Genomic DNA, 26900 nt, shown 5'->3' with positions numbered 1-26900 from the left:
CCTTCGAATGTGACCTACGCGACCGTAGGCAGGGGTTGACGGTCGGTGAGATAAGCCACTCCCGAAGAGTTCGCCCCTCAGGGAATAAGGGACCACGCCCGGAAGTTGTTGATCCGGAAGTGGCTCCAGGTCGTCCGGAAGGCGAAGTGCCCGCGGGTGTAGGGCTGCAGGTCGGCGTAGTCGAAGACCAGCCGCCCGTTGTTCCACCACCTCACCGTGGAGCCGTCGGAGACGATCCGCACGTGGTGCGGCCGGTTCGCCACGAGCAGCGGCTCGGTGTAGTCGAGGATCAGCGGGCGCACACCCGCCAGGCCCACGTAGCGGCGCAGCCGGGTCGTGGTGTTGGTGTTGGCGCCGTAGCCGACGTAGTAGGTCGTGAGCTGGTCGTACTCGGCGAGGGCGCCGCCGCGCGGGGTGGCGAAGAGGTCGTCCGGGGAGCGGACGTCGACGGCGTTCCAGAAGTTGTTGAGGTCGGAGACACGGTCGTTGGCGCCGCCCTCGGCGACGGGGGTGGCGACGTATTCGAGGACGTACGGTCCTTCGAGCGGCCGCTTGAACCAGACCGTCGCCCCGGCGGGCACGTCGATGTCCAGGATTCCGCGCGAGGCCGTGACGCTCCCGCCCCGCTCCCGTTCCACGACCCACTGGCGCAGCCCGTGGCGGAAGTCGTCGTGGGCGATCAGCCGGCGGTGGCGAGGGGTGGCGCTCGCGGGACCGGCCGGGGCCAGGGCGGCGAGGGCGGCGCCTGCGGCGAGGGCTCCCAGGGCCCGACGGGTGGTGGTCATGGCGGCGGCTCCTTCGGTGAGCATCGGCGGGACGTCTGCGGGACGTCTGGGGACGTTTGCGGGAACAAGCGGAAAGCGCTTACCCCCTACCCGTCGAGCCGCCCCGGAACCCGGAGGGCACGCCGAAGGCCGGACCCCGGGGGCGGGGGTCCGGCCTTCGGCTGCGTGTCAGGCGATCAGGCGTGTCGCGCGGGGGTCGTCGGCGCGGGTCAGCCGACGGAGACGCCGTGGGAGCGGAGGTAGGCGACCGGGTCCACGTCCGAGCCGTAGTTCGGCGTGGTGCGGATCTCGAAGTGCAGGTGCGGGCCGGTCACGTTGCCGGTCGCGCCGGAGAGGCCGACCTGCTGGCCCGCGGTCACGGTCTGACCGGCCGAGACGGAGAGCTGGGAGAGGTGGGCGTACTGGGCGTAGTAACCGTCGTTGAGCTTGATGACGACCTGGTTGCCGTACGCGCCGCCCCATCCGGCGGAGACGACCGTGCCCGCGCCGACGGCCTTGAGCGAGGTGCCGGTCGGCACGACGAAGTCGACGCCGGTGTGGTAGCCGCTGGACCACATGCCGCCGGCCACGCGGTAGCCGGTCCCGACGGTCGCGCCGGCCACCGGAAGGCTGTAACCGCTGGAAGTGCCGGCGCCGCTCTCGGCGGCCGTGGCGGTCGTCTTCGAGGAGGACGACGTCGAGGCCTTCGAGCCGGAGGACGTGGTGGAGGAGGACGACGACGTCGAGGTCTTCGACGACGAGGAGGAGGAAGCGGACGAACCGGAGGAGGACTTGGTGGTCGCGGCCTTCTTGCCGATCGACAGCTCGAGGCCGGGGTGGATCAGCGAGGGGTTGCCGCCGACCGCCTCACGGTTGTCCGCGTACAGCTTGTGCCAGCCACCGCTGACGTTCTGCTCGTCGGCGATCTTGGCGAGGTAGTCACCGGCCCGCACGGTGTAGGTCCTGGCGTGCGAAGCCGGGGACTTCCGCGACACCGGAGCGGCCTGTACGGCGTTTTCCGCGACCGATCCGGAAACGGCCTGAGCGGCCGACTGGGAAACCGACTGAGTGGTGGCCGCATGGGCGCCGGTGGCTCCCATGAGCGGGAGGGCGAGCGCGGCCCCGCCGGTTCCGGCGACGGCTATGGAACGGGTGAAACGCTGGGTCTTCGGACGGCGGTGCTTACCCTTCGCGGGCATGGCGAATTCCTCTCCGGCGCCTGCGAGGTGAGCTGTCGGGTGCGGACTGGAGATGCCCGGCCGCGCCGAGGCGCGGCTTTACCCCAAGCCTGTTCCGGAGACCGGAACAGGCGGTTCTACCTGTGGGTCCCCCGCTCCTGCCGTGACGGGTGAGTGTGCGGACTCCGGGCGGCGGCAGGATTCGGCGTCCGTCCGGATTGGACTGGAACGTAAGCGACCCAGACGCACGGGAACAAGCACAGGTTGCCCTGCTCACTCCTTTCTCTTGATCCCCTGTGAGAATTACCGGTGACGCTGCGTGCATCAGGCACGCGCATTTTCGCCCAACGTCCCTGAAAAGACATTGGATTACGTGAACATGACGGGCGACGGACGGTCACGAATATGACGCTGCTCACGTGACGCCCCTCCAGGATCCCCTATTCCAGAGCGAGTTGTAACGAAGGATCCAATTCGGACAGAACCCTCAGATCCGACGCAGACGGATAACCGTCGCATCGAGGTCACCCCGCAGCGCGATCCGCAGTCCATGGTGCAACAGCACCGCACCCCGGTGCACTTCGCCCGTTTCGCGGCATTCGTACGACGCTGCCGGGTCGAGGCCGCGCAGCCTCAGCGCGGGTACGGGCTCGCCGTACCGCTGCGCCTCCAGCCAGGCGAGGACCACGGCCTCGTCGCCGCGGACGTACTGGACGGCGCTCAGTCCGCCCGCCGGGGGACGCAGCCGGTACAGGTCGCCCTGCTGGACGAGGGGCCGGATCTCCTTGTAGAGGTCCACCCATCGCCGGGCCTCGGCGAGCTCCTCGTCGGTCCACTCGGACAGGTCCCCGCCGACCCCGAGCACCCCGGCCATCGCACTGACGAAACGGAAGCGCAGTGAGCTGACCCGCCCGTTCAGCTGGGTGTTGGGGCTGTCGGTGACCCAGGCGGCCATGACGCGCGCGGGGTGGATCTGGCTGAAGCCGTGCTGGATGGCGAGGCGGTCGAGCGGGTCGGTGTTGTCGGAGGTCCACACCTGGTCGGTGCGGCTCAGGATGCCGAGGTCGATCCGCCCGCCGCCACCCGAGCAGGACTCGAAGGCCACACCCGGGTGGGCCGCCCGCAACCGGTCCAGGAGGGCGTACAGACCGCGCACGTGGTCGACCCACAGACGCTGCGGGTAGGCGTCGTCCGGCCAGCCGGCGTCGGTGAAGCAGCGGTTGAAGTCCCACTTGACGTAGTCGATGGGCGCACTGGACAGGAGCCCGTCGAGCTGTCCCCAGAGGTACTCCTGGACGTCCTCGCGCGCGAGGTTCAGCATGAGCTGATTGCGGAACTCCGTCCGCTTTCGTCCCGGCTGGAACTGCACCCAGTCCGGGTGGGCGCGGTACAGGTCGCTGTCCGGGTTGACCATCTCGGGCTCGACCCAGATGCCGAACTGCATGCCGAGCCCGTGCACCTGGTCGGCGAGGGGCTTGAGGCCGTGGGGGAAGCGGTCCGGGTTGGGGTGCCAGTCGCCGAGTCCGGCACGGTCGCTGGTGCGGGCGCCGAACCAGCCGTCGTCGACGACGAACAGCTCGACGCCGATCTCCGCGGCACGGCGGGCGAGGGCCGCCTGCTGCTCCTCGGAGATGTCGAAGAAGGTGGCCTCCCAGGAGTTGAACAGCACCGGCCGGTCCCGCTCGGCGTCCGGGATCACATGGGCGCGCTGGTAGGCGTGCCAGGCGCGGCTGGCGCCGCCGAAGCCGCCGTCGCTCCACAGGCCGGCGAAGACGGGCGCGGTGAAGGACTCCCCCGCCGCCAGGCGCAGCAGGCCCGAGTCGTCGTGGCCGGCGCCGCCGGTGATCTGTACGCGCTCGTCCGGGAGTTGGGCGACGGCGATGCGCCAGGAGCCGGACCAGCCGAGGGCGCAGCCGTAGACCTCGCCGCGCTCCTCGGTCGCGTCGGTGTCGAGGGCGACCCAGGGCAGATACTGGTGGCCGGTGTGGCCGCGGCGGCTGCCGATGACCTTCTCACCGTAGGTGAGCGGGGCCCTCACGAGCCGGGACTCGGCGGCCCAGCGGCCGTGCAGCTGCGACAGCCGCCAGCCCTCCCGCTCGGGCAGGGTCCAGGTGGCGGAGTCGGCGCGCAGCAGCTCCAGCGGCTCCGCGCCCTCGTTGCGCAGGGTCGTCCAGCGCTCCATGACGTCGTCCCGCATCCGGTAGTGCAGGGTGATCGTCAGACCGGCGTCGCGGAAGCGCAGCCGCAGCTCGGCGCCCTCGGTCTCGTACGTCTCGAAGGTCCATTCGGTGCCGCGCCGCTCGGCGGTGCGTACGGACAGGGCGGGACGGACGAAACGGGGGCCGCCCTCCACCGGGTACTCCTCGTGGCCGTCCAGAGCCGCCTCGAAGGACGCGCGGCCCCGCAGAGGAAGGGCCGCGAGGGCCTCGGCGTCGGCGAGCGCGATCCTCGGGCCCCAGTGCAGGTGCACCAGCTCGTCGGCCTCGGTGAGATGGAGGGCGTAGCTGCTCGCGGGCCCCGAAAGGAGCCAGGTGCGGCCGTCCGCGGCGATCTCGGGCTTCACGGTCTCGGGCATCAAACCCCCACTGATTCGAACAGGTGCGATCAAGTCTCAACATCATCGGATGCGGGTGCCCCACCCGGCAATGCCTGTGGAGAAACCGTTCACCTGCAGAGACGGGGGATTTGTCCACCTGCGGACAACCGTTGCCCGGGGAATCCATGTCGTATGGTCGAGGAGGTCCCGCCGGCCACCACGAGCCGCGCCGGCGGAGCCCGACCGGGAGGGAGCCCCCGTGACGCAGCAGATCCCGTCGACCGAGCCCGAGCTGGCCGGTGTCCGCAACTTCCGCGACGTCGGCGGTCTGCCGACCGTCGACGGACGGCGGGTACGGCACGGCGTGCTGTTCCGCAGCGGCCATCTCGCGCATGCGACCGACGAGGACGCCGCGTTCCTGTCCTCCCTGGGCCTGCACACGATCTTCGACTTCCGCAACGCGGCGGACCAGAAGCTGGAGGGCCCGGACGTCGAGCTGCCGGGCGTGCGCAATGTGAATCTGCCGCTGTCGGACCCGGCGGACGGCGCCGAGTTCTGGAAGATGGTCCGCGACGGCGACATCGACCAGCTGCGCGCGATCCTCGGCGAGGGACAGGCGGCCGGCCGGATGATCGCCTCCTACCGTTCGATCATCAAGGAGCGCACGGCCGAGCACTCGCGCGTGCTGCACTCGCTCGCCGAGGACAACGTCCCGGCCCTGATGCACTGCGCGGCGGGCAAGGACCGCGCCGGCCTCTCCGTCGCGGTGACGCTGCTCGCCCTGGGCGTGGAGCGCGAGGCCATCCTCGCGGACTACCTGGAGTCCAACGCCAAGCACCGCCGCTACAAGATACGCAGCAACGGCTCGCAGGCGACCGCCTACACCCCCGAGGTGCTGGAGCTGCTCAGCCCCCTCTTCGACGCCCGGGCGGAGTACCTCGCGGCGGCCATGGAGACCATCGGGGAGACCTGGGGCGGCGTCGACACCTATCTGGAGCGGGGCCTCGGGCTGGCGTCCGAGACCCGGGAGCGGCTGCGCGAGCGCCTGCTCGACTGACGGCCCGGCAGGCCGGCCCCGCGCGGGCGGCTCACCGCTTGGCCCCCACCTCGAACAGCAGCCAGATGAACGCGGCGAGGAGGTGGCCCACGGCGATGTAGATGATCAGCCGGATCCAGAGGCTGCGGGGGAACCGTTCCTCCATGTCGGTCATGACGTCTCTCCAGGGGTCGGGCCCAGGCACAGCGTGGCCGTGGGGCTCTGCAGCAGGGTGTGGACGAACAGCAGCTCGACCCCTTCGGGGTCCTGCGCGGCGAGGCGGTGCGGGGTCAGCGAGTCGAAGTGCGCGCTGTCCCCGGGCCCGAGCAGATGGACGGTGTCCCCGAGGCGCAGCCGCAGCCGCCCGCGCTGCACGTGCAGCCACTCCTCCCCCGGATGCACCCGCACGATGTCGCCCTGGGAGCCGTGGGGAATGTGCACGCGCAGGGCCTGCATCCCCCGCCCGGGGGCGCCGGCCTGCCAGTACGTCCAGCCGCCCGCACGGGTGGGTTCCATGTCGGCGGCGCGGACGACCGCGTCGCGGTCGACGGCCGTCTCGCCCAGCAGCTCCGAGACCGTCGTACCGTAGATCCGGGCGAGCGCGAGCAGCATCGGCAGCGAGGGCTGGCGCTGTCCCGTCTCCAGACGGGAGAGGTGGGCGGGCGACAGCCCGGCGGCGCGGGCCGCGGCCTCCAGGGTGAGGGCGGCCCTGCGGCGCAGGGACCGCAGCTGCGGGGCGACGACGGGGACGGCATCAGCCGGGTCCGCCGCGGCCTCGGGGGGCTCGGACGGGGACGAACTCATACGTCCATTCAGCCGCACCCTTGCCTCCGGGGCAAATTCCTTGCCTCAGAGGCAAAAGCCCGGGCCGACGGTCAGCGGTGGGCCACCGCCTGCTTGATCAACGTCTTGCCGAAGTCCCACATCAGGCCGCCCCCTTGGTGGGCGTCGTCCATGACCTCCGTGAAGGCGTCGACGAACCGGTCCACGTCCCGCTCGTCGACGACCAGCGGCGGAATCAGCTTGATCACCTCCAGGTGGTCGCCGGAGACCTGGGTGAGGATCCGGTGCCGCTGGAGCAGCGGTACGACCACCATCTGGGCGAAGAGCCCCTTGCGGGCCGCCTGGAGCATGGTCCACCGGCTGCGCAGCTTCAGTGACCGGGGCCTGCCGAACTCGATGCCGATCATCAGGCCGCGGCCGCGCACGTCGGCGAGCAGCTCGTAGGTGTCGGTCAGCGCCGCAAGCCGGGACCTGAGCCGCTCGCCGGTGGCCCGCGCGTTGGCGACGATCTGCTCGTTCTCCATGACGGACAGCACGGCGAGACCCGCCGCCATCGCCTGGGCGTTGGAGCCGAAGCTCGCCGAGTGGACCAGGACGCGGTCGATGGACGAGAACACCTTCTTGAAGATCCAGTCCCTGCCGAGGGTGGCGCCGACCGGCACATAGCCGCCGGAGAGCGCCTTGGCCACGCAGACCAGGTCGGGTTCGACGCCGTCCTCGTGCTGGTAGGCGTAGAAGTCGCCGGTCCTGCCGAGGCCGGTCTGCACCTCGTCGGCGATGAGCAGCGCCTTGTGGGCGTGCAGCAGTTCCTGGGCCGCGCGCAGATAGCCGGGCGGGGCCTCGTGCACGCCCTTGCCCTGGATCGGCTCGACGATCAGGGCGGCGACGTCCCCCTTCTTCAGCTCCCGCGCCAGCGCGTCGAGATCGCCGAGCGGTACGGCCGTGTCGGGCAGCAGCGGGGCGAAGCCGTCCCGGAAGCCGTCCTCGCCGTTGACCGACAGCGAGCCGGTGGTCAGACCGTGGAAGGCGTGGTCGCAGTAGAGGATCCGGGGCCTGCCGGTGGCCCGCCGGGCGAACTTCAGGGCGGTCTCGACGGACTCGGTCCCGCTGTTGCCGAAGAACACCCGGTCCAGGTGGGGGCTGTGGGCCAGCAGCCGTTCGGCCAGCAGTCCGGGCAGCGGCTGGCAGTCGAAGCGGGTGAGGTCGGCGAGGGAGGCGTCGAGGACGTCGTGCAGCGCCTTGCGGACGACGGGGTGGTGGCGGCCGAGGCCCATCACCCCGAACCCGGCGAGCATGTCCAGGTAGTCGTTGCCGTCCGCGTCCCAGAAGTGGGCGCCCTCGGCCCGCTCGTAGACCTTGTCGAAGCCGATGGTGTGCAGCATGCGCGGGAGCTGGTGGTTGAGGTATCTCGCGTGCAGCTCGTAACGCTCGGCTCCGCGCTCGGCCAGGAGGGCACCGAGGTCGAACTCCTTGGTCATGCGTCCTTCTCCTTGGCTGGGCCGTCGGCTCCCTTGACGGCCAGGCTGGCGCTGATCCGTCCGGCGACCTCGACGGGGGTGAGCCCGATGTCGGCGAGCACCTCGCCGCGCTTGGCGTGCGCGAGGAACTGCTCCGGGATGCCGAACCGCCGTACGGGTACGTCGACTTCGGCGTCCCCCAGGGCCAGCGCCACCGCCGAACCGACGCCGCCGGCACGGCTGTTGTCCTCGACGACGGCCACCAGCCGGTGCCCGGCGGCGAGCGGGGGCAGGGCCGGGTCGACGGGCTTGACCCAACGGGGGTCCACGACCGTGCAGTCGATCCCGCGTGCCTCCAGCAGCTCGGCGGCCTGCAGACACACCGGTGCCATCACGCCGACCGCCACCAGCAGCACCTCGGCCCGGTCGGCGCGGTGCAGCACGTCCATGCCGCCGGCCTGGCCGACCGCCGGGATGTCCGGTCCGACCGACTCCTTCGGGAAGCGGACCAGGGTCGGCGCGTCGTCCACGGCGACGGCCTCCCGCAGCTGGGCCCGCAGCTGCCCGGCGTCGCGCGGGGCGGCGATGCGCAGCCCCGGGACCACCTGGAGGACGGACATGTCCCACATGCCGTTGTGCGAGGCCCCGTCGACGCCGGTCACCCCGGCCCGGTCCAGCACGAACGTCACCCCGCACCGGTGCAGGGCCACGTCCATCAGCAGCTGGTCGAAGGCACGGTTGAGGAAGGTGGCGTAGACGGCGACGACGGGGTGGAGCCCGCCGGTGGCCAGCCCCGCCGCGCTGACGGCGGCGTGCTGCTCGGCGATGCCGACGTCCCACACCCGGTCCGGGAAGCGCTCGGCGAACGCGCCGAGCCCCACCGGGTGCAGCATGGCAGCGGTGATCGCCACGACGTCGTCGCGCTCCTCACCGATCCGCACGATCTCGTCGCCGAACACGGACGTCCAGGACGGCCCGCCGGCGGGGGCGAGCGGCGCGCAGGTGAGCGGGTCCATCGCGCCGACGGTGTGGAAGTGGTCCTCCTCGTGCGCGACGGCCGGCTCGTAGCCTCGCCCCTTCTCGGTGAGGCAGTGCACCAGCACCGGTCCGTGGAACCGCTTGGCGCGCCGCAGCGCGGACTCCACGGCCTTGATGTCGTGCCCGTCGATCGGGCCCACGTACTTCAGCCCGAGGTCCTCGAACATGCCCTGCGGGGCGAAGGCGTCCTTGAAGCCCTTCTTCGCGCCGTGCAGTGACTCGTACACGGTGTGGCCGACGACCGGGGTGCGCAGCAGTACGTCCTTCCCCCAGGCCAGGACCTTCTCGTAGCCGTCGGTGGTGCGCAGGGTCGCCAGGTGGTTGGCGAGACCGCCTATGGTCGGGGCGTACGAGCGCTCGTTGTCGTTGACGACGACGATCAGCGGCCGGTCCTTGGCGGCCGCGATGTTGTTCAGTGCCTCCCAGGCCATGCCGCCGGTGAGCGCGCCGTCGCCGATGACCGCGACCACATGGCCCTTCTCGCCCTGCACCTGGCGGGCCTTGGCGAGCCCGTCGGCCCAGCCGAGCGCGGTGGAGGCATGGCTGTTCTCGATGACGTCGTGCTCGGACTCCTCACGGGACGGGTAGCCGGACAGGCCGCCCTTCCCGCGCAGCTTCGAAAAGTCCTGACGTCCCGTCAGGAGCTTGTGGACATAGCTCTGGTGGCCGGTGTCCCACAGGATGCGGTCGACGGGAGACTCGAAGACCCGGTGGAGCGCGATGGTGAGCTCCACCACCCCCAGGTTGGGACCCAGGTGTCCACCGGTCCTGGCGACCGCGTGCACCAGGAAGTCCCTGATCTCCTCGGACAGTTCACCGAGCTCCGGCTCGGACAGCGCCTTCAGGTCGCGTGGTTGCCGGATGTTCTCCAGGATCGTCACGATCGGGCCCCCTTAGGTCCGTGCTGTTCAACTCACGGTGACGGCCGGCTCCCCCGCCGCGACGCCGTCCTGCTCCATCTGCCCGGCGATCTTCATCGCCTCTTCGATGAGGGTCTCCACGATCTTCGACTCGGGGACGGTCTTGATGACCTCGCCCTTGACGAAGATCTGGCCCTTGCCGTTGCCGGAGGCGACGCCGAGGTCGGCCTCGCGGGCCTCGCCGGGGCCGTTGACGACGCAGCCCATGACGGCGACCCGGAGCGGGACCTCCATGCCCGTGAGGCCGGCGGTGACCTCTTCGGCCAGCTTGTAGACGTCGACCTGGGCGCGGCCGCAGGACGGGCAGGAGACGATCTCCAGGCCGCGCTGCCTGAGGTTGAGGGACTCCAGGATCTGGTTGCCGACCTTGACCTCCTCGACCGGAGGGGCCGAGAGCGACACGCGGATGGTGTCGCCGATGCCCTGGGAGAGCAGGGCGCCGAAGGCGACGGCCGACTTGATCGTGCCCTGGAACGCCGGGCCCGCCTCGGTGACGCCGAGGTGGAGCGGGTAGTCGCACTGGGCGGCCAGCTGCCGGTAGGCCTCGATCATCACGACCGGGTCGTTGTGCTTGACCGAGATCTTGATGTCGCGGAAGTCGTGCTCCTCGAAGAGCGAGGCCTCCCACAGGGCGGACTCGACCAGCGCCTCGGGCGTGGCCTTGCCGTACTTCTGCAGCAGGCGGCGGTCCAGCGACCCGGCGTTGACGCCGATGCGGATCGGGGTGCCGTGGTCCTTCGCCGCCTTGGCGATCTCCCTGACCTTGTCGTCGAACTGCTTGATGTTGCCCGGGTTCACGCGCACCGCCGCACAGCCCGCCTCGATCGCCGCGAACACGTACTTCGGCTGGAAGTGGATGTCGGCGATCACCGGGATCTGCGACTTGCGGGCGATCGTCGCCAGCGCGTCCGCGTCGTCCTGCGTCGGGCAGGCCACGCGGACGATCTGGCAGCCGGACGCGGTCAGCTCGGCGATCTGCTGGAGCGTCGCCCCGACGTCCGACGTACGCGTCGTCGTCATCGACTGGACCGAGACCGGCGCGTCACCGCCCACCGCCACCGAGCCGACCTGGATCTGCCGCGACGCGCGCCGCCGGGCGACCGGCCGGGCCGGTACCTCGGGGACGCCCAGGGAGACGGCGGTCATGACCTCACTCCCGGTTTCCGGAGACCGTCTCGCGCATCGCGCGCAGCGACTCCTTGAGGGAACCCATGGTGGCGAGGACGGCGGTGGGTTCGTAGCCGCAGTGCGCCATGCAGTTGGCGCAGCGCGGGTCCTTGCCGCGGCCGTACTTGTCCCAGTCGGTCTTCTCGATCAGCTCGCGGTACGTCGGCACGTACCCGTCGCTCATCAGGTAGCAGGGACGCTGCCAGCCGAAGAGCGAGTAGTTGGGGATCGCCCACGCCGTGCACGGGAAGTCCACCCTGCCCTCCAGGAAGTCCAGGAAGAGGGGCGAGTGGTTCAGCCGCCAGCGGCGCCGGTTGCCGCCGGCGAAGGCCTTCTTGAACAGCTCACGGGTCTGTTCCACGCCGAGGAAGTGCTCCTGGTCGGGCGCCTTCTCGTAGGCGTAGGCGGGCGAGATCATCATCTCGTCGACCTTGAGGTCGTCGTTGAGGAAGTTGAGCACCTCGATGATGGTCTGCGGGGTGTCGGTGTTGAAGAAGGTCGAGTTGGTGGTGACCCGGAAGCCGCGCCGCTTGGCCTCCTTGATCGCCGCCACGGCCTCGTCGAACACGCCCTCCTTCGCCACCGACTCGTCGTGCCGCTCCCGCAGCCCGTCGATGTGCACCGCGAAGGCGAAGTAGGGCGAGGGTGTGAACTTGTCCATCTTCTTGCGCAGCAGCATGGCGTTGGTGCAGAGGAAGACGTACTTCCTCTTCGCCACCAACTGCCGGACGATCTCGTCGATCTGAGGGTGCATCAGGGGCTCGCCGCCCGCGATGGACACCATCGGCGCACCGGACTCCAGGACCGCGCCCACGGCCTGGGCGACCGGCATGCGCTGCTTGAGCACTCCCGCCGGGTGCTGGATCTTGCCGCAGCCCTCGCACTTGAGGTTGCAGGCGAAGAGGGGCTCCAGCTCGACGATCAGCGGGAACTTGTCCCGCTTGCGGATCTTCTGTTCGGCCAGGTATGTAGCGACCTTGATGGACTGGCGCAGCGGCATGGCCATTCGGCTCACCTCCGGGGGAGCAGCACATTACGGTGCCATTCGAAGAATGCAGGCAGGACGGAACGAAGGACGCGGAAAGCCGATATTCCACCGCGCACCGTGCCGATCCGGACGAGTTCATGTTCTGGAGCGTCCACGACCACCCGGACGGCCGCAACCGGGCGCCCGTCCGCGCGCACGGCGCTCAGGAGCGTGGCCGCCGACTCCATGTCGACGGCGATGGCGCCGGTCGCGAGCAGGTCGGCGCGCTCGTGACCGCGCACGACGTGGTCGGAGCCGGTGAGGGGACCGGTGTGGACGGTACGCCCGGGCAGGGTGCGTACGAGTTCCTTGACGAGCAGTTCGGTGCCGACGCACGGCACGGTGCCGCGCGGATCACGCGTCTCCTCGGCGACGACCAGATCGCCGGGGTGCATGCCGGGGGCGAGACCGGCGCAGAAGCCCGTGGCCAGCACGGCCGCCCCGCCGAGCACCGGACCGGCGAGGACCCGGGTGACGGAACGCTCGGCCGCCCTGGGTCCCATGCCCGTGCGCAGGACGGTGACGGGCCCGCCGGCCCCGCTGCGGTCGCCCATGCGCAGGGCGAGGTGCTCGATGCCCAGCGCGCAGGCGATCAGCAGCGGGGCCGGGACGGGCTGCGTGCTCATTCAGCTCCCCTTGACCTCGGAGGGAGCCGCCTCACCGGAGACCGGCCGGGGTTTCTTGCTGAAAGGCTCCCCGTGGACGTACCGGCCGAGCGCGGTCAGCGGGAAGACCTGCCGGTAGAGGTGGTAGTTGATGGAGAAGTCCCACGGGAAGCCGGTGCCGGTGAAGTAGGGCTCGTCCCAGGAGCCGTCCTCCCGCTGGGTCTCCGCCAGCCAGGCGATGCCCCGTTCGACGGCCTTGGAGCCCCGCTCCCCCGCCGCCAGCAGGGCCATCAGCGCCCAGGCCGTCTGGGAGGCGGTCGAGGCGCCACGGCCGCTCCAGCGGGCGGCGTCGTGGTAGGAGCGCAGGTCCTCGCCCCAGCCGCCGTCGTCGTTCTGGACCCGCTCCAGCCAGGCGACCGCCCTGCGCACGGCCGGGTGCTGGGCGGGAAGTCCGGCGGCGGTCAGCGCGGGCACCACCGAGCCGGTGCCGTAGACGTAGTTGACGCCCCAGCGGCCGAACCACGAGCCGTCCGGCTCCTGTTCGGCGAGCAGCCACTGGATGCCGCGCCGGGTCCGCGGGTCGTGGGAGAGTCCCTCGACGGCGAGCATCTCCACGACGTGCGCGGTGACGTCGGCCGACGGGGGGTCGATGACCTCGCCGAAGTCGCAGAACGGCAGCCGGTTGGGGAACGGGCTGGTGTTGTCCACGTCGAAGGCGCCCCAGGCGCCGTTCCTCGACTGCATCCCGAGGTTCCAGCGCACCCCGCGCCCGATCGCCTTCTCCACCCGCTCCGGGTCGTGGTGGCGGACCCGGCGCAGCGCCAGGACCACCTCGGCGGTGTCGTCGATGTCCGGGTAGTTGTCGTTGTGGAACTCGAACGCCCAGCCGCCCGGCGGGAGCCCGGGCCGGCGCACGGACCAGTCACCCGGCCGCACCACCTGCTCGCCGAGCATCCAGTCGGCGGCCTTGACCAGTTGCGGATGGTCGGCGGGCAGCCCCGCGTCCGCGAGCGCGATGGTCGCCAGGCAGGTGTCCCACACCGGGGACTGGCAGGCCTCGATCATGCGGGCGCCGTCCTCACGCCACACGGCGTAACGATCCAGCGACTTCAGCCCCTCGCGCATCACCGGGTGTTCGAGGTCGTAGCCGAGCAGGTGCAGGGCGATCACCGAGTAGACGGCCGGGGGCTGGATGCCGCCCCAGCAGCCGTCGTTCTCCTGCCGCTCGATGATCCAGCGGGCGGCGGAGTTCATGGCGGCCCTGCGCAGTCTGCGCACGGCGACCGTGCGATAGCCGCGGACGACCTTGTCGAGCCGCTGGAAGAGCCCGTCCCAACTGTTCACCGGGGCGAGGGCCTTGGGCGGGTTGGGGTGCGCCGGGTCGGTGTGCAGTTCGTCGAGCGGGAACGGCGCCGGGCGCACCGGGCGCTTCGCCGAGACGACGGTGAGCGGGACGATCGTCTGCCGGGCCCAGCAGCCGAAGTTGTAGATGCTGAGCGGGAACCACCTCGGGAAGTACAGCAGTTCCGGCGGGAGTTCGGGCAGGTCCTCCCACTTCCACCAGCCGAACAGGGCCAGCCAGATCCGGGTGAAGACCCGGGCGGCGGCGATACCCCCGTGGTCGCGGACCCAGGCGGAGGCCTTGGCCATGTGGGGGGCGTCGGGGGCGTCGCCGGCCAGGCGCAGGGCGACGTAGGCCTCGATGGTGGCGGAGAGTTCGGGCGGGCCGCCGTAGAACGTGGCCCAGGTGCCGTCGTCGCGTTGTTCGCCGCGGATGAAGAGGGCGGCGGCCTGGGTGGTGGCCTCGTCGCGGATGCCCAGGAACTGACGGAGCAGCAGGTCCTCGGCGTCCATCGTCACGTTGGTCTCGAGGTCGCCCTTCCACCAGCCCTCGGCGTCCTGCCGGGCGAGCAGGAAGTCGGTGGCGCGCCGCATCGCGCGTTCGGCGGCTTCTTGTACCCCGGCCGCCACGGGGATGGTGATGTCGGTTTCGCTGGCCGCGGCAGCGCGGGGCGGCAGGGCAGCCCCGGTGCTTCCGTCGGTCGTCGCTGTCATGGCTTCCCCTTCGTGCAGTCGTGCGAAGTCGTGCTGCTGTGGGAACGCCGTCGGCCGGTGCGGGTCTCGCCTCGCTGCACCGGCCGGCGACTACGCGAGGACTATTCGACCGATAGTGATCATCTCTTTCGTACGACGACGAAGTCGGCGAGCGCCGTGAACCGGGCCCGCACCTGCTCGGGCATGTCGACGGCGGTCAGGGCTTCGATGGCGATGGTGTGCTGACGACGTGCCTCCTCGGCGGTCCACTCCCGGCCGCCGGCCTCGTCGATGAGCGCGGCGCGGGCCGCGAACTCCTCCTCGGAGAAGTTCTCGAAGTCGCTTGCCTTGGCGTCGGCGGCGAGCATCTCGCCGAGCCGCTCGGAGGCGGGGCCGCCCGCCGCGAGCGCGGCCACGACGGGCAGGGACTTCTTGCGCTGGCGCAGGTCGCTCCAGGTCTGCTTGCCGGTGGCCTCCGGGTCGCCCCAGATGCCGAGCAGGTCGTCGACGGCCTGGAAGGCCAGACCGAGGTGGTAGCCGTACCGCTCCAGGGCGTCGGCGGTGCGCTCGTCGGCGCCGCCGAGCACGGCGCCGATGGAGCTGGCGCAGGCCAGCAGGGCGCCGGTCTTGTTGCCCTCCATCTCCAGGCACTCCTCGACGCTGACGCGGTCGCGGTGTTCGTAGGAGATGTCCTGGGCCTGGCCGTCGATCAGGGCACGGGTGGCGATGGTCAGCCGGCGGGTGGCGCGGCCGGCCTCGACGGTGCCGAGTTCGAGGAGGATCTCGTTGGCGAGGGCGAACAGGGCGTCGCCGACCAGGATCGCCTGGGCGGGGCCGTGCACCTTCCAGACGGTGTCGCGGTGGCGGCGCTGCTCGTCGCCGTCCATCAGGTCGTCGTGCAGGAGCGAGAAGTTGTGGACCAGTTCGACGGCGACCGCGCCGGGCACGCCGGTCTCGGGGGCGGCGCCGGTGACCTCGGCGGAGAGCACGGCGAGCGCGGGGCGCACGGCCTTGCCGCCGTCGCCGTCGGTCGGGTTGCCCTGGGCGTCGATCCAGCCGAAGTGGTAGGCGGCGACGGTGTCCATGGGCGGTGCCAGTCGGTCGACGGCCGCCCGGAGCACCGGTGTGGCCAGGGTGCGGCCGCGCTCCAGGAGCGCGGTCACGTCCACCGCGGTCCTGCGAGCGGCCGGCGAGGCCGGGGGCACAGTGGGCACAGTTTCTCCTCTTGTTGCGGTACCGGAGGGGGTGCGGGGGTGTGCCGAGCCGTGCTGATCGAGCTTCACCGGGTCTCACCTCGCAGTGGGACACCGGTTCCCTCCGGCGTTCGGCCGGGGGTCCGGGGGGTGTTCCCCGGGACGATGCAGTTGGCCGCCTCCTCGAACTCGAAGAGGCGGTGGGGTCGGGGCCGGCCGAGGGCGCCGAGCGCGGCGTCCGCCGCGCTCACGCCGCTGCGGACCGCACTCTCCATGGTCGCGGGCCACCCTGTGGCGGTCCACGCTCCGGCCAGGTACAGGCCGGGGACTTTGGTGCGGGCGCCGGGACGCAGGCGCCCGACGCCGGGGGCGGGAGCGAACGTCGCCGTGCGCTCCCGGGTCACGAAGAAGTCCCTCACCTCGGCGCCGCGCGCAGCGGGCAGCAGCCGCCGGAGTTCGGGGAGGTAGCGCTCGCGCAGGACGGCGACGGGTGCGTCGATCTCGTCCCGGGCCGCCGACTGCGAGAGCGCGAGGTACTGGCCCTCGCGCAGCCCGGAGGCGTCGGTGCGGTCGAAGACCCACTGCACGGGGGTGCCGAGCGCGGCGAGGAACGGGGCGTCCAGCACCTTGCGGTCGTAGACGACATGGACGTTGAGGATGGGCGCCGTGCCGATCTCCAGCAGCCGTCCGGGGGCGTCGAGCGCCCCGGCCGGCAGCAGGTCGTACGTCTCGCGCTGCGGTACGGCGAGGACGACGGCGTCCGCGGTGTGCGTCCCGCCGGGCACCTCGACGGCCCATGTCCCCCTGCCGTCGGCGGAGACGGAGGTGACGCGGGTACGGACCTCGGTGCGCACGCCCGCGGAGTCGAGCGCCTTGCGGGCCAGCCGGTCGTGCAGTTCGCCGAGCGGGACCCGGGCCCAGCCGATGTCGGCCGCGCCCGGGTCGGACAGCAGACCGGTCTTGAACACCATCGCGGCGAGCGCCAGTGAGGAGTCCCCGGCGACCGCGTTGAGGGTGGCGACCCCGACCAGGTCCCACAGGGCCTCGACGGCGCGTGCCGACTGACCGTGCGCGGTCAGCCAGCTGCCGAAGTCCTGCGCGTCCAGGGCCGGATCGGCGAGGTCGAGCCCCTTGAGCGCGAGCGCGGCCCGGCCCACCCGCGCGCGCTCGGCGAGGGAGAGGTGCGGGTACGTGGCGAGGCTGCGCCCCAGGTGCAGGGGCACGGGCAGCGCGTCGCGCCGCAGCCTGCCCAGCCGCCGTCCCTCGGGTCGCGCGACATCGACGACGGGCACGTCGAGACGGTCCTGCAGCGGTGCCAGGGCCGCGCCCTCGATCCGGTCGAGGAACCAGCGGTAGGCGGTGCAGCAGCGCAGGTACACGTGCTGGCCGTTGTCGACGGTCAGCCCTCCGCGCCGGAAGGAGAAGGCCAGACCGCCCAGGCGGGGCCGGCCCTCCAGCAGGGTGACGCGCACGCCCGCGTCGGCGAGCGCGAGCGCGGCGGTGATGCCGGCGAGGCCGCCGCCGACGACGACGGCGGTGCGCCCGGCACGTACGGGCGTCCCGGACCTCTCCGGGAGCTGCTCGTCGCTCATCGCACGCCCTCCTCCGCGTACCGGCCGCCGTGGTGCTTGAACTCTGCACGGCAGGCAGTCGCAGTCAGGGACGCCGCGCCGCACCGGAGGGTTGCGTGCCGCTTTTGTTCGGTTCCTGCGGATTGCCCGTGACGACGGCTCCGGCCCGCCGTGCCGCCCACGCTCCCCATCAGGGGTGCCTCCTGACGGTCTGCCGGGAGACATGCCGGGCGTCCAGCCCCGACAGGCCGCGCACGGCGACGTAGGCCTTCTCCCGGCCGGGCAGCGAGACGCGGCCGCGCAGCACGGCGGCGGGGTCGCGTTCGATGCGGTCGAGCAGGCGGCGGTAGATGCCGGCCATGGCGGCGACGCAGGCACCGCTGCGCCGGTCGAGCATGGGCAGCAGCCGGTAGCCCTCGGCGAACAGGGCGCGGGCCCGGCGCACCTCGAAGTGCACGAGCCCCGCGAAGTCGGAGCCCTCCGGCGGGGTGGGCCCGTCGAACCCGGCCGAGCAGCCGAACTTGGCGAGGTCGTCGGCGGGGAGATAGGTCCGGCCGCCCGCCGCGTCCTCGCGGACGTCCCGGAGGATGTTCGTCAGCTGGAGCGCGAGCCCGAGCGTGTCGGCATACTCCGGCGCGCGCTCGGCGCCGCGCGCCCCCGGTTCCGTGCCGAACACGCCGAGCGAGAGGCGTCCGATGGCGCCCGCCACACAGCGGCAGTACGCCTTCAGGTCGTCCCAGGTCTCGTAGGTCTCGCCGCGTACGTCCATCAGGACGCCGTCGATCAGCTCGTCCAGACCGCCCAGCGGGACCGGGAACGCGCGGGCGGTGTGGGCGAGCGCGACCGCGACGGGGTCGGTGTCGTCCTCGTCGACCTCGCCGGCGCGGACCCGGGCGAGCAGCGCGCGGGTCTCCTCGAGACGGGCGGTCTTGACGTCGTCGCCCAGGGCACCGTCGCCGATGTCGTCGACGCGCCGCGAGAACGCGTACAGCGCCGACATCGCGCGGCGCTTCGGTGTGGGCAGCAGCCGGATGCCGTAGGCGAAGTTCCGGGCCTGCTGTCCGGTGACGGCCTCGCAGTAGCTGTAGGCGGCGAGTACCGGTGCGGACGCGTGCGGTGACGACTCCACGGTCCGGATCACCCCTCTCCTCGCAGGGTCACGCCCGCCTCGCGCAGCAACTGGAGCTTGCCGGGCTTGGGCGGGCCGGGAAGTACGTCGTATTCGGCGGCGGCGATCGCGCGGATCGCCGCCCTTCCCCCCGCCACGAACCCTGCGAGCAGCAGCCTGAGCCTGCCGTGGACGCTACCCACGAGGGGGGCGCCCTCATTCAGGAGATCGCGGGCGCGTTGCGCTTCGTACGCAACCAGGGCGCGCACGGACGCGCCCGCGCTCTTCGCGGCGAGATCCGCCTCCTGGACGTGAAAGCGCTTCATGTCCGCGGCGGGCAGATAGACACGGTCGCGGCCGAGGTCCTCGGCCACGTCCTGCAGGTGTTCGACGATCTGCAGTGCGGTGCAGACCGCGTCGGAGCGGCGGATCCGCTCGGGGGTCGAGGTGCCGGTGACGGCGAGGACGAGACGGCCGACGGGGTTGGCGGACAGCTCGCAGTACGCGAGGAGGTCGTCGTAGGTCTCGTAGCGTGTGACGAGCTGGTCCTGGCGGTTGGCGGCGATCAGCCCGAGGAACGGCTCGGGCGTGAGCGAGCGGCGGCGGACCGTGCGCCCCAGGCGGCGCAGCAGGGGGTGGCGGGGCTCGGCGCCGGCTCCGTCGAAGACCCGGCGCAGGTCGGCCTCGAAGGCGTCCAGGAGGAGCAGCCGGTCCTCGGCGTCCGCGGCCGCGACACCGAGAAGGCGGGCGTCGGCGCCGCCGGGGGCGAGGTCGCCGTCACCGATGTCGTCGACGAGGCGGCAGAAGCCGTACACGGCCATCAGGTCCTCGCGCCAGGCCCTGGGCAGGAAGAACGGGGCCACCGGGAAGTTCTCGTCCGCGGCCTTGTCGAGCGTGGCGCGCTCCGGGTCGCCGGTGCGCGGCGCGGCCTGCGCCGTCACCGTTCGCGGCCCGGGGCAGGGACGGCACATGCTGCGTTGAGCTGGGGAGTTTCCGTAGCCATTGCCGTCACATCTCCCGTTCTACACCGCCGACCCAAGACACACTATTTCGGACACGCCGCCCGGCCGTCCGCACGGCAGCCCGGACCGGGGGTGTCGCGCATTATCGCCCCACTTGACGCGTTTCGGGACCCGTCACAGCTTACGTTGTACAACGCAGCGTGGTTCGCGCGGGTGTCCCGCAGATCACAACAACACACCGATTGGCGTCAAGATTCCTACGGTGCGCCGGAGTTGACGTTTCCTTTGCAGACGCCGGGCCCCGCCGGACAGTTCCGGCAGGGCCCGGGCCGGTCCGGGGCTACTTGCCCGTGAACTTCTCGTACTCCTTGAGGACCTCTTCGGTCGGGCCGTCGAGGCGGAGTTCGCCGCGTTCCAGCCACAGCACGCGGTCGCAGGTGTCGCGGATCGACTTGTTGCTGTGACTGACCAGAAACACCGTGCCCGCCTGCTTGCGCAGTTCCCGGATGCGTTCCTCGGAGCGCTTCTGGAACTTGCGGTCGCCGGTGGCGAGCGCCTCGTCGATCATCAGGACGTCGTGGTCCTTGGCGGCGGCGATGGAGAAGCGCAGCCGGGCCGCCATGCCCGAGGAGTAGGTGCGCATGGGCAGGGTGATGAAGTCGCCCTTCTCGTTGATGCCGGAGAAGTCGACGATCTCCTGGTAGCGCTCCTTGATCTGCTCCCGGGACATGCCCATGGCCAGACCGCCCAGGATGACGTTGCGCTCACCGGTGAGGTCGTTCATCAGGGCCGCGTTCACCCCGAGCAGCGAGGGCTGTCCGTCGGTGTAGACCTTGCCGCTCTCCGGCGGCAGCAGACCGGCGATGGCGCGCAGCAGGGTGGACTTGCCGGAGCCGTTGGAGCCGATCAGGCCGATGGCCTCGCCCCGGTAGGCGACGAAGGAGACACCGCGCACCGCGTGCACCTTGCGCACCCCGCGCTCCTCGCCCCGCTTGAGGATGCGGCTGAGCGCGGCGGTGGCGCTGCCCTTGCCGGTCTTGGCGCCGTTGACGCGGTAGACGATGTGCACGTCGTCGGCGATGACGGTGGGGACGCGCTGCCCCGGTACCTGGTCAGCCACGGCCGTACCTCTCCTCCGCCTTCCAGAAGTACAGGAAGCCGCCGACCGCGAACAGCAGGGCCCAGCCGCCGGCGACGGCCCAGACGTGGTCGGGGAGGTTCTCGGCGCCGTACTCGTCGATGAGCGCGAAGCGCATCAGGTCCATGTAGATGGCCGCCGGGTTCCACTGCAGGACGGTGGAGACCCACTGGGGCTTGTCCGCGAGGAAGACCGGGATGGAGAACATCACGCCGGAGGCGTACATCCAGGTCCGCATCACGAACGGCATCAGCTGCGCGAGGTCCGGGGTCTTCGCGCCGGCCCGGGCGAAGATCAGCGCCAGTCCGGTGTTGAAGCCGAACTGGAGGATCAGCACCGGCACGATCAGCGCCCAGGAGGCGTCCGGGTAACTGCCGAAGCCGATCGCCACGACGAACATCACGAGCATCGAGTACAGCAGCTGCTGGAGCTGTTGCAGGGCGAAGGAGATCGGCAGCGAGGCGCGCGGGAAGTGCAGGGCGCGCACCAGGCCGAGGTTGCCGGAGATCGCGCGGACGCCGCTCATCACCGAGCTCTGGGTGAAGGTGAACACGAAGACGCCCGTGACCAGGAAGGGGATGTAGACGTCCTTGGGCATGCCCTTGCTGGCGTTGAGCAGCACGCCGAAGATCATGAAGTACACGAACGCGTTCAGCAGCGGCGTGGCCACCTGCCACAGCTGGCCGAGCTTGGCCTGGCTGTACTGGGCGGTCAGCTTCGCCCGCGAGAACGCCAGGATGAAGTGCCGGCGGCCCCAGAGCTGGCGGACGTACTCCCGCACCGGGGGCCGGGCGCCGCTCACGGCCAGCCCGTACTTGGCGGCCAGCTGCGCGGCCGTGAGGCCCTCGTCGGGCGACGGGGGCGCGCTCACCGCGACTCCGCCGTCATGCGTTGTCTCACTCACAAGTAGGAAACTTTCGTCTTCGGGATGCACGGCCTTGACAGGGCCGGCATGAGCCGGGGGGCTCGGTGTACTGCCCGGGAGCCCTCAGGGACGAGCTTGTCAGATGACCGGGGGACGGCCCAGTCGGGTCAGCCGCCACACCGTACGCCACTTCATGGGCCTGCGGACCCCGCACGGAGTGGTCCAGCCTTCCCGGAAGCCGCCGAACCACGCCTTCAGCGCGGACCGCGAGGGGCGCCGCGCCAGGGTGAGCAGCAGCCAGACCCCGAGGTAGACCGGGACCAGCACCGCGGGCAGGTTGCGGCGGGCCAGCCAGACCCGGTTGCGGGCGACCATGCGGTGGTAGACCGCGTGCCGCGAGGGCGCGGTCGTGGGGTGGTACAGCACCATGTCGGACCGGTAGTCGATCATCCAGCCCGCGTCGAGGGCCCGCCACGCCAGGTCGGTCTCCTCGTGGGCGTAGAAGAACTCGTCCGGCAGTCCGCCCACTTCCGCGAAGACCTTCGTACGGACGGCGTTGGCGCCGCCGAGGAAGGTGGTGACCCGGGAGGAGCGCATCGGGTCGGAGGCCCGCAGCCGGGGGACGTGCCGGCGCTGGGTGACGCCGGTGTCCGGGTCGGCGATGCGGAAGCTGACGATGCCCAGCCTCGGGTCCTCCTCGAAGGCCCGGCGGCACAGCTCGGCGGTGTCGTGGTGGGCCAGCAGGCCGTCGTCGTCGAGGAACAGCAGGACGTCGACGTCGCGGCCGCTGGGGCCGAAGGCCTCGATGCCGACGTTGCGGCCGCCGGGGATGCCGAGGTTCTCGGGCAGCTCGACCGTGCGGACGCCCTCGGGGACGTCCGGGACGGGCGAGCCGTTGCCGACCACGACGACCTCGACCGCGTCGCCGTCCTGCTTGGCGACCGAGTCGATCAGGGCCCTGAGCTCGTCGGGGCGGTTGCCCATGGTGATGATCACCGCGCCGACCTTCAGCGCACTCACTTGAGCCTGCTCGACGCGAGGATGGACACCAGGTGCAGCAGGGTCTGCAGGAGCGCGATGCCGGCCAGCACGGCGACGCCGAGCCGGGAGAAGAACAGGTCGCCGCGCGCCTGGTCGACGCACGCGAGGACCAGGATCAGCAGCGAGGCCTCGATGCCGAGGATCAGCCGGTGGAACTTCAGCGCGGCGGCGGCCCGGCGGGCCAGCGCCATGCCGGAGGAGCGCATCTCCGCGGCGGTCTCCTGGACCGGCGGCTTCCCGGCCTGGTGGCGGGCGACGCCGACCAGGTCGGTCTCGGCCTTGATCAGGATGGCGCCGAGCGCGGCCAGGGTGCCGAGGAAGGCCCACAGCCAGTCGATGCGGCCGCCGCCCCACGGGTCGGCGGCGCGCAGGCCGAAGCCGACGAGCACCGCCGCGTCGGTCAGATAGGCGCCGACCCGGTCGAGGTAGACGCCGTTCAGCGAGTACTGCTTCTTCCAGCGGGCGATCTCGCCGTCGACGCAGTCCAGCAGCAGGTACAGCTGGACGCACACCACGCCGAGCACGGCGCCCGTGATCCCCGGCACCAGCAGCGCCGGGGCCGCGAGCACGCCGAAGACGGTCATCAGGTACGTGAGCTGGTTGGGCGTGACCCTGGTGTTGACCAGGTAGCGGTCGACCCGCAGGGACACCTCACGCATGTAGAGGCGTCCCATCCAGTGCTCACCGCTGCGCCGGTCCTTCACCCCCGGAGGGTGGACGACCGGTCTGAGTTCAGCTACCGATGGCCTTGACATAGTCGGCGTAGATGTCCTTGATCTGTTCGGTCTTGAGGTCGAGGTGTTCGAGGATCGTGTAGCGGCCGGGCCGGGTCTCGGGGGCGAACTCCACGACGCGGACGAACTCGTCCAGGGTGAAGCCGATCTCCTCCGGCAGCACCGGCAGCCCGTGCCGCCTGAGCACCTGGGCCATGTAGGCCGACTCCTCGTGGGCTCCGCGCAGGTACATCGCGAAGGCCGCGCCGAGGCCGCACTGCTCGCCGTGGGCGGCCGCGCGCCGGGGGAAGAGCAGGTCGAAGGCGTGGTTGATCTCGTGGCACGCGCCGGAGGAGGGGCGGGAGTCGCCCGACACCGACATGGCGACGCCGCTGAGCACCAGCGCCTCGGCCAGCACCTGGAGGAAGCCGGTGTCCCCGATGCCGCCGGGGTGTCTGAGGACCGCCTCGCCGGCCTGGCGGGCGATCGCCGCGGCGAGCCCGTCGATCTTCTCCCCCTTGACCCGGTTGGCGAGCTCCCAGTCGGCGATCGCGGAGATGTTCGACACCGCGTCGCCGATGCCGGCGCGCACGAACCGCACCGGGGCCTCGCGGATGACGTCCAGGTCGATCACGACCGCGATCGGGTTGGGCACCCCGTAGGAGCCGCGGCCCGCGTCGTTGTCGAGGGTGGCGACCGGTGAGCACAGGCCGTCGTGCGCGAGGTTCGTCGGTACGGCGACCAGCGGGAGCCCCACCCGTGCCGCGGCGAACTTGGCACAGTCGATGATCTTGCCGCCGCCCAGGCCCACGACCGCGTCGTAGTGGCCGGCCTTTATGTCGCCGGCCAGCCGGACCGCGTCGTCGAGGGTGCCGCCGCCGACCTCGTACCAGGTGGCGCCGGGGAGGGCGGGGGTGAGGCGCTCCCGCAGCCGGGCGCCGGAGCCGCCGCTGACGGCGAGGGCGAGCTTCCCGGAGTGCGAGATGCGCTCGTCGGCGAGGACCCCGACCAGGTCGTCGAGGGCACCCGGGCGGATGTCCACGACGACCGGAGAGGGGATGAGCCGGGTCAGTACTGGCACGCGATCTCCCGTCCGCGGGCGAGGTCGTCGTGGTTGTCGATCTCCACCCACTGAACGTCGCCGATCGGCGCGACGTCGATCCGGAAGCCGCGGTCGACGAGCTCCTGGTAGCCGTGCTCGTAGAACTGCTGCGGGTCGGTCTCCCACACGGTCTTCAGCGCGTCGGCGAGCTCGGGGGCGGCGTCGCCCTCGATGAGGGTGACGCCGATGTACTCGCCGGTGGCCTCGGCGGGGTCCATCAGCTTGGTGATCCTCGTCATGCCCTTCTCCGGGTCGACGACGACCTTCATCTCCTCGTCGGCCAGGTTCTTCACCGTGTCCAGGGCGAGGATGATCTTCTTGCCCTCGCCGCGGGCGGCGAGCAGGGTCTTCTCGACGGAGACGGGGTGCACGGTGTCGCCGTTGGCGAGGATCACGCCGTCCTTGAGGGCGTCACGGCCGCACCACAGGGAGTAGGCGTTGTTCCACTCCTCGGCCTTGTCGTTGTCGATCAGGGTCAGCCGGAGGCCGTACTTCGCCTCCAGCGCCTCCTTGCGCGCGTACACGGCCTCCTTGCGGTAGCCGACGACGACCGCGACCTCGGTCAGACCGATCTCGGCGAAGTTGCCGAGCGTCAGGTCCAGGACCGTGGGCTCGCCCTCTATGCCCGCGGGCCCCACCGGCACCAGCGCCTTGGGCAGGCTGTCGGTGTAGGGGCGCAGACGCCGTCCGGCGCCGGCCGCCAGCACAAGGCCGATCATGCGGGTTCTCCTTCGTCGTGTACGGCGGGCGCCCCAGCGGACACCCAGAAGCGGATGCTCTCGACGAGCACCACGAGGGCGACGGCCACGGCGAGGACCGTGAGCGCGACCTTGAACTGCGTGCCGGTGAGCAGCGCGGCCAGCACCGCGACGAGCAGCGTCCGCCCCTCCTGCCCCCCGATGGCGCGCACCAGCCAGGCGGGCGGCGCTCCGGCGTCGCCGCGGATGCGGTACACCGTGTCGTAGTGATGGTAGGCGACGGCGGCCACCAGCCCGAAAGCCGCAGGAAGGGCTCCGTTCACGTCCGCTTCGGCGGCGAGGACCAGGACGGTGAGGTATTCGGCGGCGCGGAAGAGCGGGGGGACCAGCCAGTCGAGGGCGCCCTTGAGGGGGCGGGCCAGCGCCTGGCCGGAGGTGACGGCGTAGACGAGGGCGCCCGCGACGGGGGCCCAGGTCACACCGGAGAAGAGGGAGACGGCGAGGACGGCCGTACCGGCGAGCGCCACCAGGAAGGGGGCGCCGGGGGAGACGCGCGCCACGCGGGCCAGGAGGGAGGCGAGCGGTCCGTTGTCCGCCAGGTCCGCCAGGGCCCGGGCCGCCCGGTCGGTGCGCCGCGCCCTGCGGGTCACCGAGCGCAGCACCCGCCCGGCGGTGGTGTACGTCGCCGCGAAGGCGCAGCCGATCAGCAGCGCGTAGAAGGTGATGCGGGGAGTCGTGGCCGCCGTCAGGACGGCGATCATGGCCCATCGTTCGCCGATGGGCAGGACTATCATCCGCCGCACCCAGACCGTCCAGCCGACGCTGTCCAGCCTGCCGGACAGGGCGGCGGTGGGGCTGGTGTTGGCGGTGGCGTCGTGATTGGCCTCGTTGAAGGAGAAGTCGACGACGTGCCGGCAGGTCTGCAGGATCATCGCGCCGAGGGCGAGGGCCCATACGTCGTCATCGCCGCCGCCCCGGGCCGCGCCCACCGCGAGTCCGGCGTAGTAGGCGTACTCCTTGGCCCGGTCGAAGGTGGCGTCCAGCCAGGCGCCGAGCGTGGAGTACTGCAGGGAGTAGCGCGCCAGCTGGCCGTCGGTGCAGTCCAGGACGAAGGACGCGATCAGCAGGACGCCGGCCGCGACGAACCCGCCCCGGGTGCCGGTGGCCGCGCAGCCCGCCGCGATCAGCGCCGTGATCAGCGAGGCGGTGGTGACCTGGTTCGGGGTGAGGCCCCGGCGGGCGCACCAGCGGGCGATGTAGCGGGAGTAGGGGCTGACGCAGAAGGTGGTGAAGAAGCCGTCGCGGGCCTTCACGGCCGACTTCAGGCGTACGGCCTCGTCGTCGACGGCGGCGACGGCCTGCCGCGCCTCGTTGCGGGCCTGCGGATCGGCCGGGACCACGGCGACCAGGCTGCCCAGCTCGGGGCGGTGGACGGCCGCGCCGTCGGCGTCGAGGGCGGTGACGACGCGGTCGGCGAGGCTGTCGACGTCCTCGACGCTCGACCTGGCTCGCGCGGGGGCACCGCCCTGCGCGGTGCCGCCGCTCGCGGAGTTCTCGCGGGCCAGCGCGCGGGTGAGGGCCTGGCGGCCGGCGGGCTGCGCGGTGAGCGCGCCCGGGATCGCGGCGAGCGGGAAGCGCGGGTCGGTGAGGCCGAGGCGCAGGGCGTGCTCGTGGCCCACGAAGCGGGCGTCGACGACGGCGACCCGCTCCTGGACCGGCACCGCGGCGAGCAGCGCCTCGGTGTCGGCGGCGTCGGCCGCGAGCCGGACGTCGAAGCCGAGGGAGCGAAGGTCGCCCTCGATCGACGATCCGGGGACCGGCTGACCGGTGAGGATGGCGGTCGGCAACCGAACTCACTCCCTGGGTCCCGACGCGTCCGCGCCGGTCGTGTACACGATGGGGGCGCCCTGTGGCCTGCCCCGGTCGGGGCCGGGCGGGCGGCATGTCGGCAGAGGCTATCGGAT

24 protein-coding genes and 1 riboswitch are annotated in these 26900 nt (G+C 71.5%); of the genes, 1 reads left to right on the top strand and 23 read right to left on the bottom strand.

Features of this window, described 5'->3' with window-relative positions:
- Positions 1 to 77: 77 nt before the first annotated feature.
- The 3 genes from ACFY2L_RS08890 to ACFY2L_RS08880 form a co-directional block, all read right to left on the bottom strand.
- Positions 78 to 785, bottom strand: a complete 708-nt coding sequence (locus ACFY2L_RS08890) for a DUF6250 domain-containing protein (RefSeq protein WP_390821910.1) — start codon at positions 783 to 785, stop codon at positions 78 to 80.
- A gap of 209 nt (positions 786 to 994) precedes the next feature.
- Complete coding sequence (locus tag ACFY2L_RS08885; RefSeq protein WP_390821909.1) at positions 995 to 1963, bottom strand: peptidoglycan DD-metalloendopeptidase family protein; 969 nt, start codon at positions 1961 to 1963, stop codon at positions 995 to 997.
- Positions 1964 to 1967: 4 nt separating this feature from the next.
- Positions 1968 to 2125: riboswitch (cyclic di-AMP (ydaO/yuaA leader) on the bottom strand.
- Between the two features lie 304 nt (positions 2126 to 2429).
- Positions 2430 to 4517 carry an alpha-galactosidase gene (locus ACFY2L_RS08880; protein WP_390821908.1) on the bottom strand — a complete coding sequence of 696 codons (2088 nt, stop codon included), beginning with the start codon at positions 4515 to 4517 and terminating at the stop codon, positions 2430 to 2432.
- 220 nt (positions 4518 to 4737) lie between these two features.
- On the opposite strand from ACFY2L_RS08880, the gene ACFY2L_RS08875 reads away from it, so the two are divergent.
- Entirely contained in the window at positions 4738 to 5535 is a 798-nt protein-coding gene (locus ACFY2L_RS08875; protein ID WP_390821907.1) for a tyrosine-protein phosphatase, read from the top strand.
- A 31-nt stretch (positions 5536 to 5566) separates the two neighbouring features.
- On the opposite strand, the gene ACFY2L_RS08870 is transcribed toward ACFY2L_RS08875, so the two are convergent.
- From ACFY2L_RS08870 to ACFY2L_RS08775, 20 genes are all read right to left on the bottom strand, one after another.
- A complete protein-coding gene (locus tag ACFY2L_RS08870; protein ID WP_390656216.1) occupies positions 5567 to 5689 on the bottom strand; it encodes a DUF6126 family protein in 123 nt (40 codons plus the stop codon).
- On the bottom strand, positions 5686 to 6318 hold the full coding sequence (locus ACFY2L_RS08865) for a helix-turn-helix domain-containing protein (RefSeq protein WP_390821906.1): 633 nt from the start codon (positions 6316 to 6318) through the stop codon (positions 5686 to 5688). Before ACFY2L_RS08865 ends, ACFY2L_RS08870 begins: the two co-directional genes overlap by 4 nt.
- 71 nt (positions 6319 to 6389) lie before the next feature.
- Positions 6390 to 7775 carry an aspartate aminotransferase family protein gene (locus ACFY2L_RS08860; protein ID WP_390821905.1) on the bottom strand — a complete coding sequence of 462 codons (1386 nt, stop codon included), beginning with the start codon at positions 7773 to 7775 and terminating at the stop codon, positions 6390 to 6392.
- Complete coding sequence (dxs, locus tag ACFY2L_RS08855; protein WP_390656213.1) at positions 7772 to 9673, bottom strand: 1-deoxy-D-xylulose-5-phosphate synthase; 1902 nt, start codon at positions 9671 to 9673, stop codon at positions 7772 to 7774. The genes ACFY2L_RS08860 and dxs overlap by 4 nt, the downstream gene beginning before the upstream one ends.
- Before the next feature lie 27 nt (positions 9674 to 9700).
- On the bottom strand, positions 9701 to 10858 hold the full coding sequence (ispG, locus tag ACFY2L_RS08850; RefSeq protein ID WP_390821904.1) for a flavodoxin-dependent (E)-4-hydroxy-3-methylbut-2-enyl-diphosphate synthase: 1158 nt from the start codon (positions 10856 to 10858) through the stop codon (positions 9701 to 9703).
- 4 nt (positions 10859 to 10862) lie between these two features.
- The gene (gene hpnH, locus ACFY2L_RS08845) at positions 10863 to 11885 is read right to left on the bottom strand and encodes an adenosyl-hopene transferase HpnH (protein ID WP_390658512.1); all 1023 of its coding nucleotides are present in this window, start codon (positions 11883 to 11885) and stop codon (positions 10863 to 10865) included.
- Positions 11886 to 11890: 5 nt separating this feature from the next.
- Complete coding sequence (locus tag ACFY2L_RS08840; RefSeq protein WP_390658513.1) at positions 11891 to 12532, bottom strand: 1-hydroxy-2-methyl-2-butenyl 4-diphosphate reductase; 642 nt, start codon at positions 12530 to 12532, stop codon at positions 11891 to 11893.
- Positions 12533 to 14566, bottom strand: coding sequence for a squalene--hopene cyclase (gene shc / locus ACFY2L_RS08835; protein ID WP_390821903.1), 2034 nt, complete (start codon positions 14564 to 14566; stop codon positions 12533 to 12535). It abuts the gene before it with no gap.
- Between the two features lie 119 nt (positions 14567 to 14685).
- Complete coding sequence (locus ACFY2L_RS08830) at positions 14686 to 15750, bottom strand: polyprenyl synthetase family protein (protein WP_390822396.1); 1065 nt, start codon at positions 15748 to 15750, stop codon at positions 14686 to 14688.
- Positions 15751 to 15824: 74 nt separating this feature from the next.
- On the bottom strand, positions 15825 to 17330 hold the full coding sequence (hpnE, locus tag ACFY2L_RS08825) for a hydroxysqualene dehydroxylase HpnE (RefSeq protein ID WP_390821902.1): 1506 nt from the start codon (positions 17328 to 17330) through the stop codon (positions 15825 to 15827).
- On the bottom strand, positions 17327 to 17500 hold the full coding sequence (locus tag ACFY2L_RS08820; protein ID WP_390821901.1) for a DUF6380 family protein: 174 nt from the start codon (positions 17498 to 17500) through the stop codon (positions 17327 to 17329). The genes hpnE and ACFY2L_RS08820 overlap by 4 nt, the downstream gene beginning before the upstream one ends.
- Positions 17500 to 18450 (bottom strand): presqualene diphosphate synthase HpnD, encoded by a 951-nt coding sequence (hpnD, locus tag ACFY2L_RS08815; RefSeq protein ID WP_390658517.1) that lies wholly within the window; start codon positions 18448 to 18450, stop codon positions 17500 to 17502. Before hpnD ends, ACFY2L_RS08820 begins: the two co-directional genes overlap by 1 nt.
- Entirely contained in the window at positions 18447 to 19388 is a 942-nt protein-coding gene (hpnC, locus tag ACFY2L_RS08810; RefSeq protein WP_390821900.1) for a squalene synthase HpnC, read from the bottom strand. Before hpnC ends, hpnD begins: the two co-directional genes overlap by 4 nt.
- 331 nt (positions 19389 to 19719) lie before the next feature.
- Positions 19720 to 20499, bottom strand: coding sequence for an ABC transporter ATP-binding protein (locus ACFY2L_RS08805; protein WP_390658519.1), 780 nt, complete (start codon positions 20497 to 20499; stop codon positions 19720 to 19722).
- Positions 20492 to 21421, bottom strand: a complete 930-nt coding sequence (locus ACFY2L_RS08800) for an ABC transporter permease (protein WP_390658520.1) — start codon at positions 21419 to 21421, stop codon at positions 20492 to 20494. Before ACFY2L_RS08800 ends, ACFY2L_RS08805 begins: the two co-directional genes overlap by 8 nt.
- A gap of 99 nt (positions 21422 to 21520) precedes the next feature.
- Positions 21521 to 22366, bottom strand: coding sequence for a glycosyltransferase family 2 protein (locus tag ACFY2L_RS08795; RefSeq protein ID WP_390658974.1), 846 nt, complete (start codon positions 22364 to 22366; stop codon positions 21521 to 21523).
- Between the two features lie 32 nt (positions 22367 to 22398).
- Complete coding sequence (locus ACFY2L_RS08790; protein ID WP_390658521.1) at positions 22399 to 23178, bottom strand: CDP-alcohol phosphatidyltransferase family protein; 780 nt, start codon at positions 23176 to 23178, stop codon at positions 22399 to 22401.
- A complete protein-coding gene (locus ACFY2L_RS08785) occupies positions 23156 to 24217 on the bottom strand; it encodes an iron-containing alcohol dehydrogenase family protein (RefSeq protein WP_390658522.1) in 1062 nt (353 codons plus the stop codon). The genes ACFY2L_RS08790 and ACFY2L_RS08785 overlap by 23 nt, the downstream gene beginning before the upstream one ends.
- Positions 24205 to 24957 (bottom strand): sugar phosphate nucleotidyltransferase, encoded by a 753-nt coding sequence (locus tag ACFY2L_RS08780; protein ID WP_390658523.1) that lies wholly within the window; start codon positions 24955 to 24957, stop codon positions 24205 to 24207. Before ACFY2L_RS08780 ends, ACFY2L_RS08785 begins: the two co-directional genes overlap by 13 nt.
- A complete protein-coding gene (locus ACFY2L_RS08775) occupies positions 24954 to 26783 on the bottom strand; it encodes a DUF5941 domain-containing protein (protein WP_390658524.1) in 1830 nt (609 codons plus the stop codon). The genes ACFY2L_RS08780 and ACFY2L_RS08775 overlap by 4 nt, the downstream gene beginning before the upstream one ends.
- Between the last annotated feature and the right edge of the window lie 117 nt (positions 26784 to 26900).

The organism is Streptomyces sp. NPDC001381 (assembly GCF_042895685.1).
GTDB lineage: Bacteria > Actinomycetota > Actinomycetes > Streptomycetales > Streptomycetaceae > Streptomyces.
This window is presented reverse-complemented; position numbering and strand designations above follow the sequence as displayed.

What these genes read in the sequence shown, in the direction of transcription:
- hpnH (WP_390658512.1), bottom strand. Translation starts at nt 11,885, where the DNA reads ATGGCCATGCCGCTGCGCCAGTCCATCAAGGTCGCTACATACCTGGCC.
- ACFY2L_RS08780 (WP_390658523.1), bottom strand. Translation starts at nt 24,957, where the DNA reads ATGATCGGCCTTGTGCTGGCGGCCGGCGCCGGACGGCGTCTGCGCCCC.
- ACFY2L_RS08820 (WP_390821901.1), bottom strand. Translation starts at nt 17,500, where the DNA reads ATGGGGAGCGTGGGCGGCACGGCGGGCCGGAGCCGTCGTCACGGGCAA.
- ispG (WP_390821904.1), bottom strand. Translation starts at nt 10,858, where the DNA reads ATGACCGCCGTCTCCCTGGGCGTCCCCGAGGTACCGGCCCGGCCGGTC.
- ACFY2L_RS08790 (WP_390658521.1), bottom strand. Translation starts at nt 23,178, where the DNA reads ATGTCAAGGCCATCGGTAGCTGAACTCAGACCGGTCGTCCACCCTCCG.
- ACFY2L_RS08870 (WP_390656216.1), bottom strand. Translation starts at nt 5,689, where the DNA reads ATGACCGACATGGAGGAACGGTTCCCCCGCAGCCTCTGGATCCGGCTG.
- ACFY2L_RS08890 (WP_390821910.1), bottom strand. Translation starts at nt 785, where the DNA reads ATGACCACCACCCGTCGGGCCCTGGGAGCCCTCGCCGCAGGCGCCGCC.
- ACFY2L_RS08885 (WP_390821909.1), bottom strand. Translation starts at nt 1,963, where the DNA reads ATGCCCGCGAAGGGTAAGCACCGCCGTCCGAAGACCCAGCGTTTCACC.
- ACFY2L_RS08795 (WP_390658974.1), bottom strand. Translation starts at nt 22,366, where the DNA reads ATGGGCAACCGCCCCGACGAGCTCAGGGCCCTGATCGACTCGGTCGCC.
- hpnC (WP_390821900.1), bottom strand. Translation starts at nt 19,388, where the DNA reads ATGTGCCGTCCCTGCCCCGGGCCGCGAACGGTGACGGCGCAGGCCGCG.
- ACFY2L_RS08880 (WP_390821908.1), bottom strand. Translation starts at nt 4,517, where the DNA reads ATGCCCGAGACCGTGAAGCCCGAGATCGCCGCGGACGGCCGCACCTGG.
- shc (WP_390821903.1), bottom strand. Translation starts at nt 14,566, where the DNA reads ATGACAGCGACGACCGACGGAAGCACCGGGGCTGCCCTGCCGCCCCGC.
- ACFY2L_RS08840 (WP_390658513.1), bottom strand. Translation starts at nt 12,532, where the DNA reads ATGAGCACGCAGCCCGTCCCGGCCCCGCTGCTGATCGCCTGCGCGCTG.
- ACFY2L_RS08860 (WP_390821905.1), bottom strand. Translation starts at nt 7,775, where the DNA reads ATGACCAAGGAGTTCGACCTCGGTGCCCTCCTGGCCGAGCGCGGAGCC.
- hpnE (WP_390821902.1), bottom strand. Translation starts at nt 17,330, where the DNA reads ATGAGCGACGAGCAGCTCCCGGAGAGGTCCGGGACGCCCGTACGTGCC.
- ACFY2L_RS08865 (WP_390821906.1), bottom strand. Translation starts at nt 6,318, where the DNA reads ATGAGTTCGTCCCCGTCCGAGCCCCCCGAGGCCGCGGCGGACCCGGCT.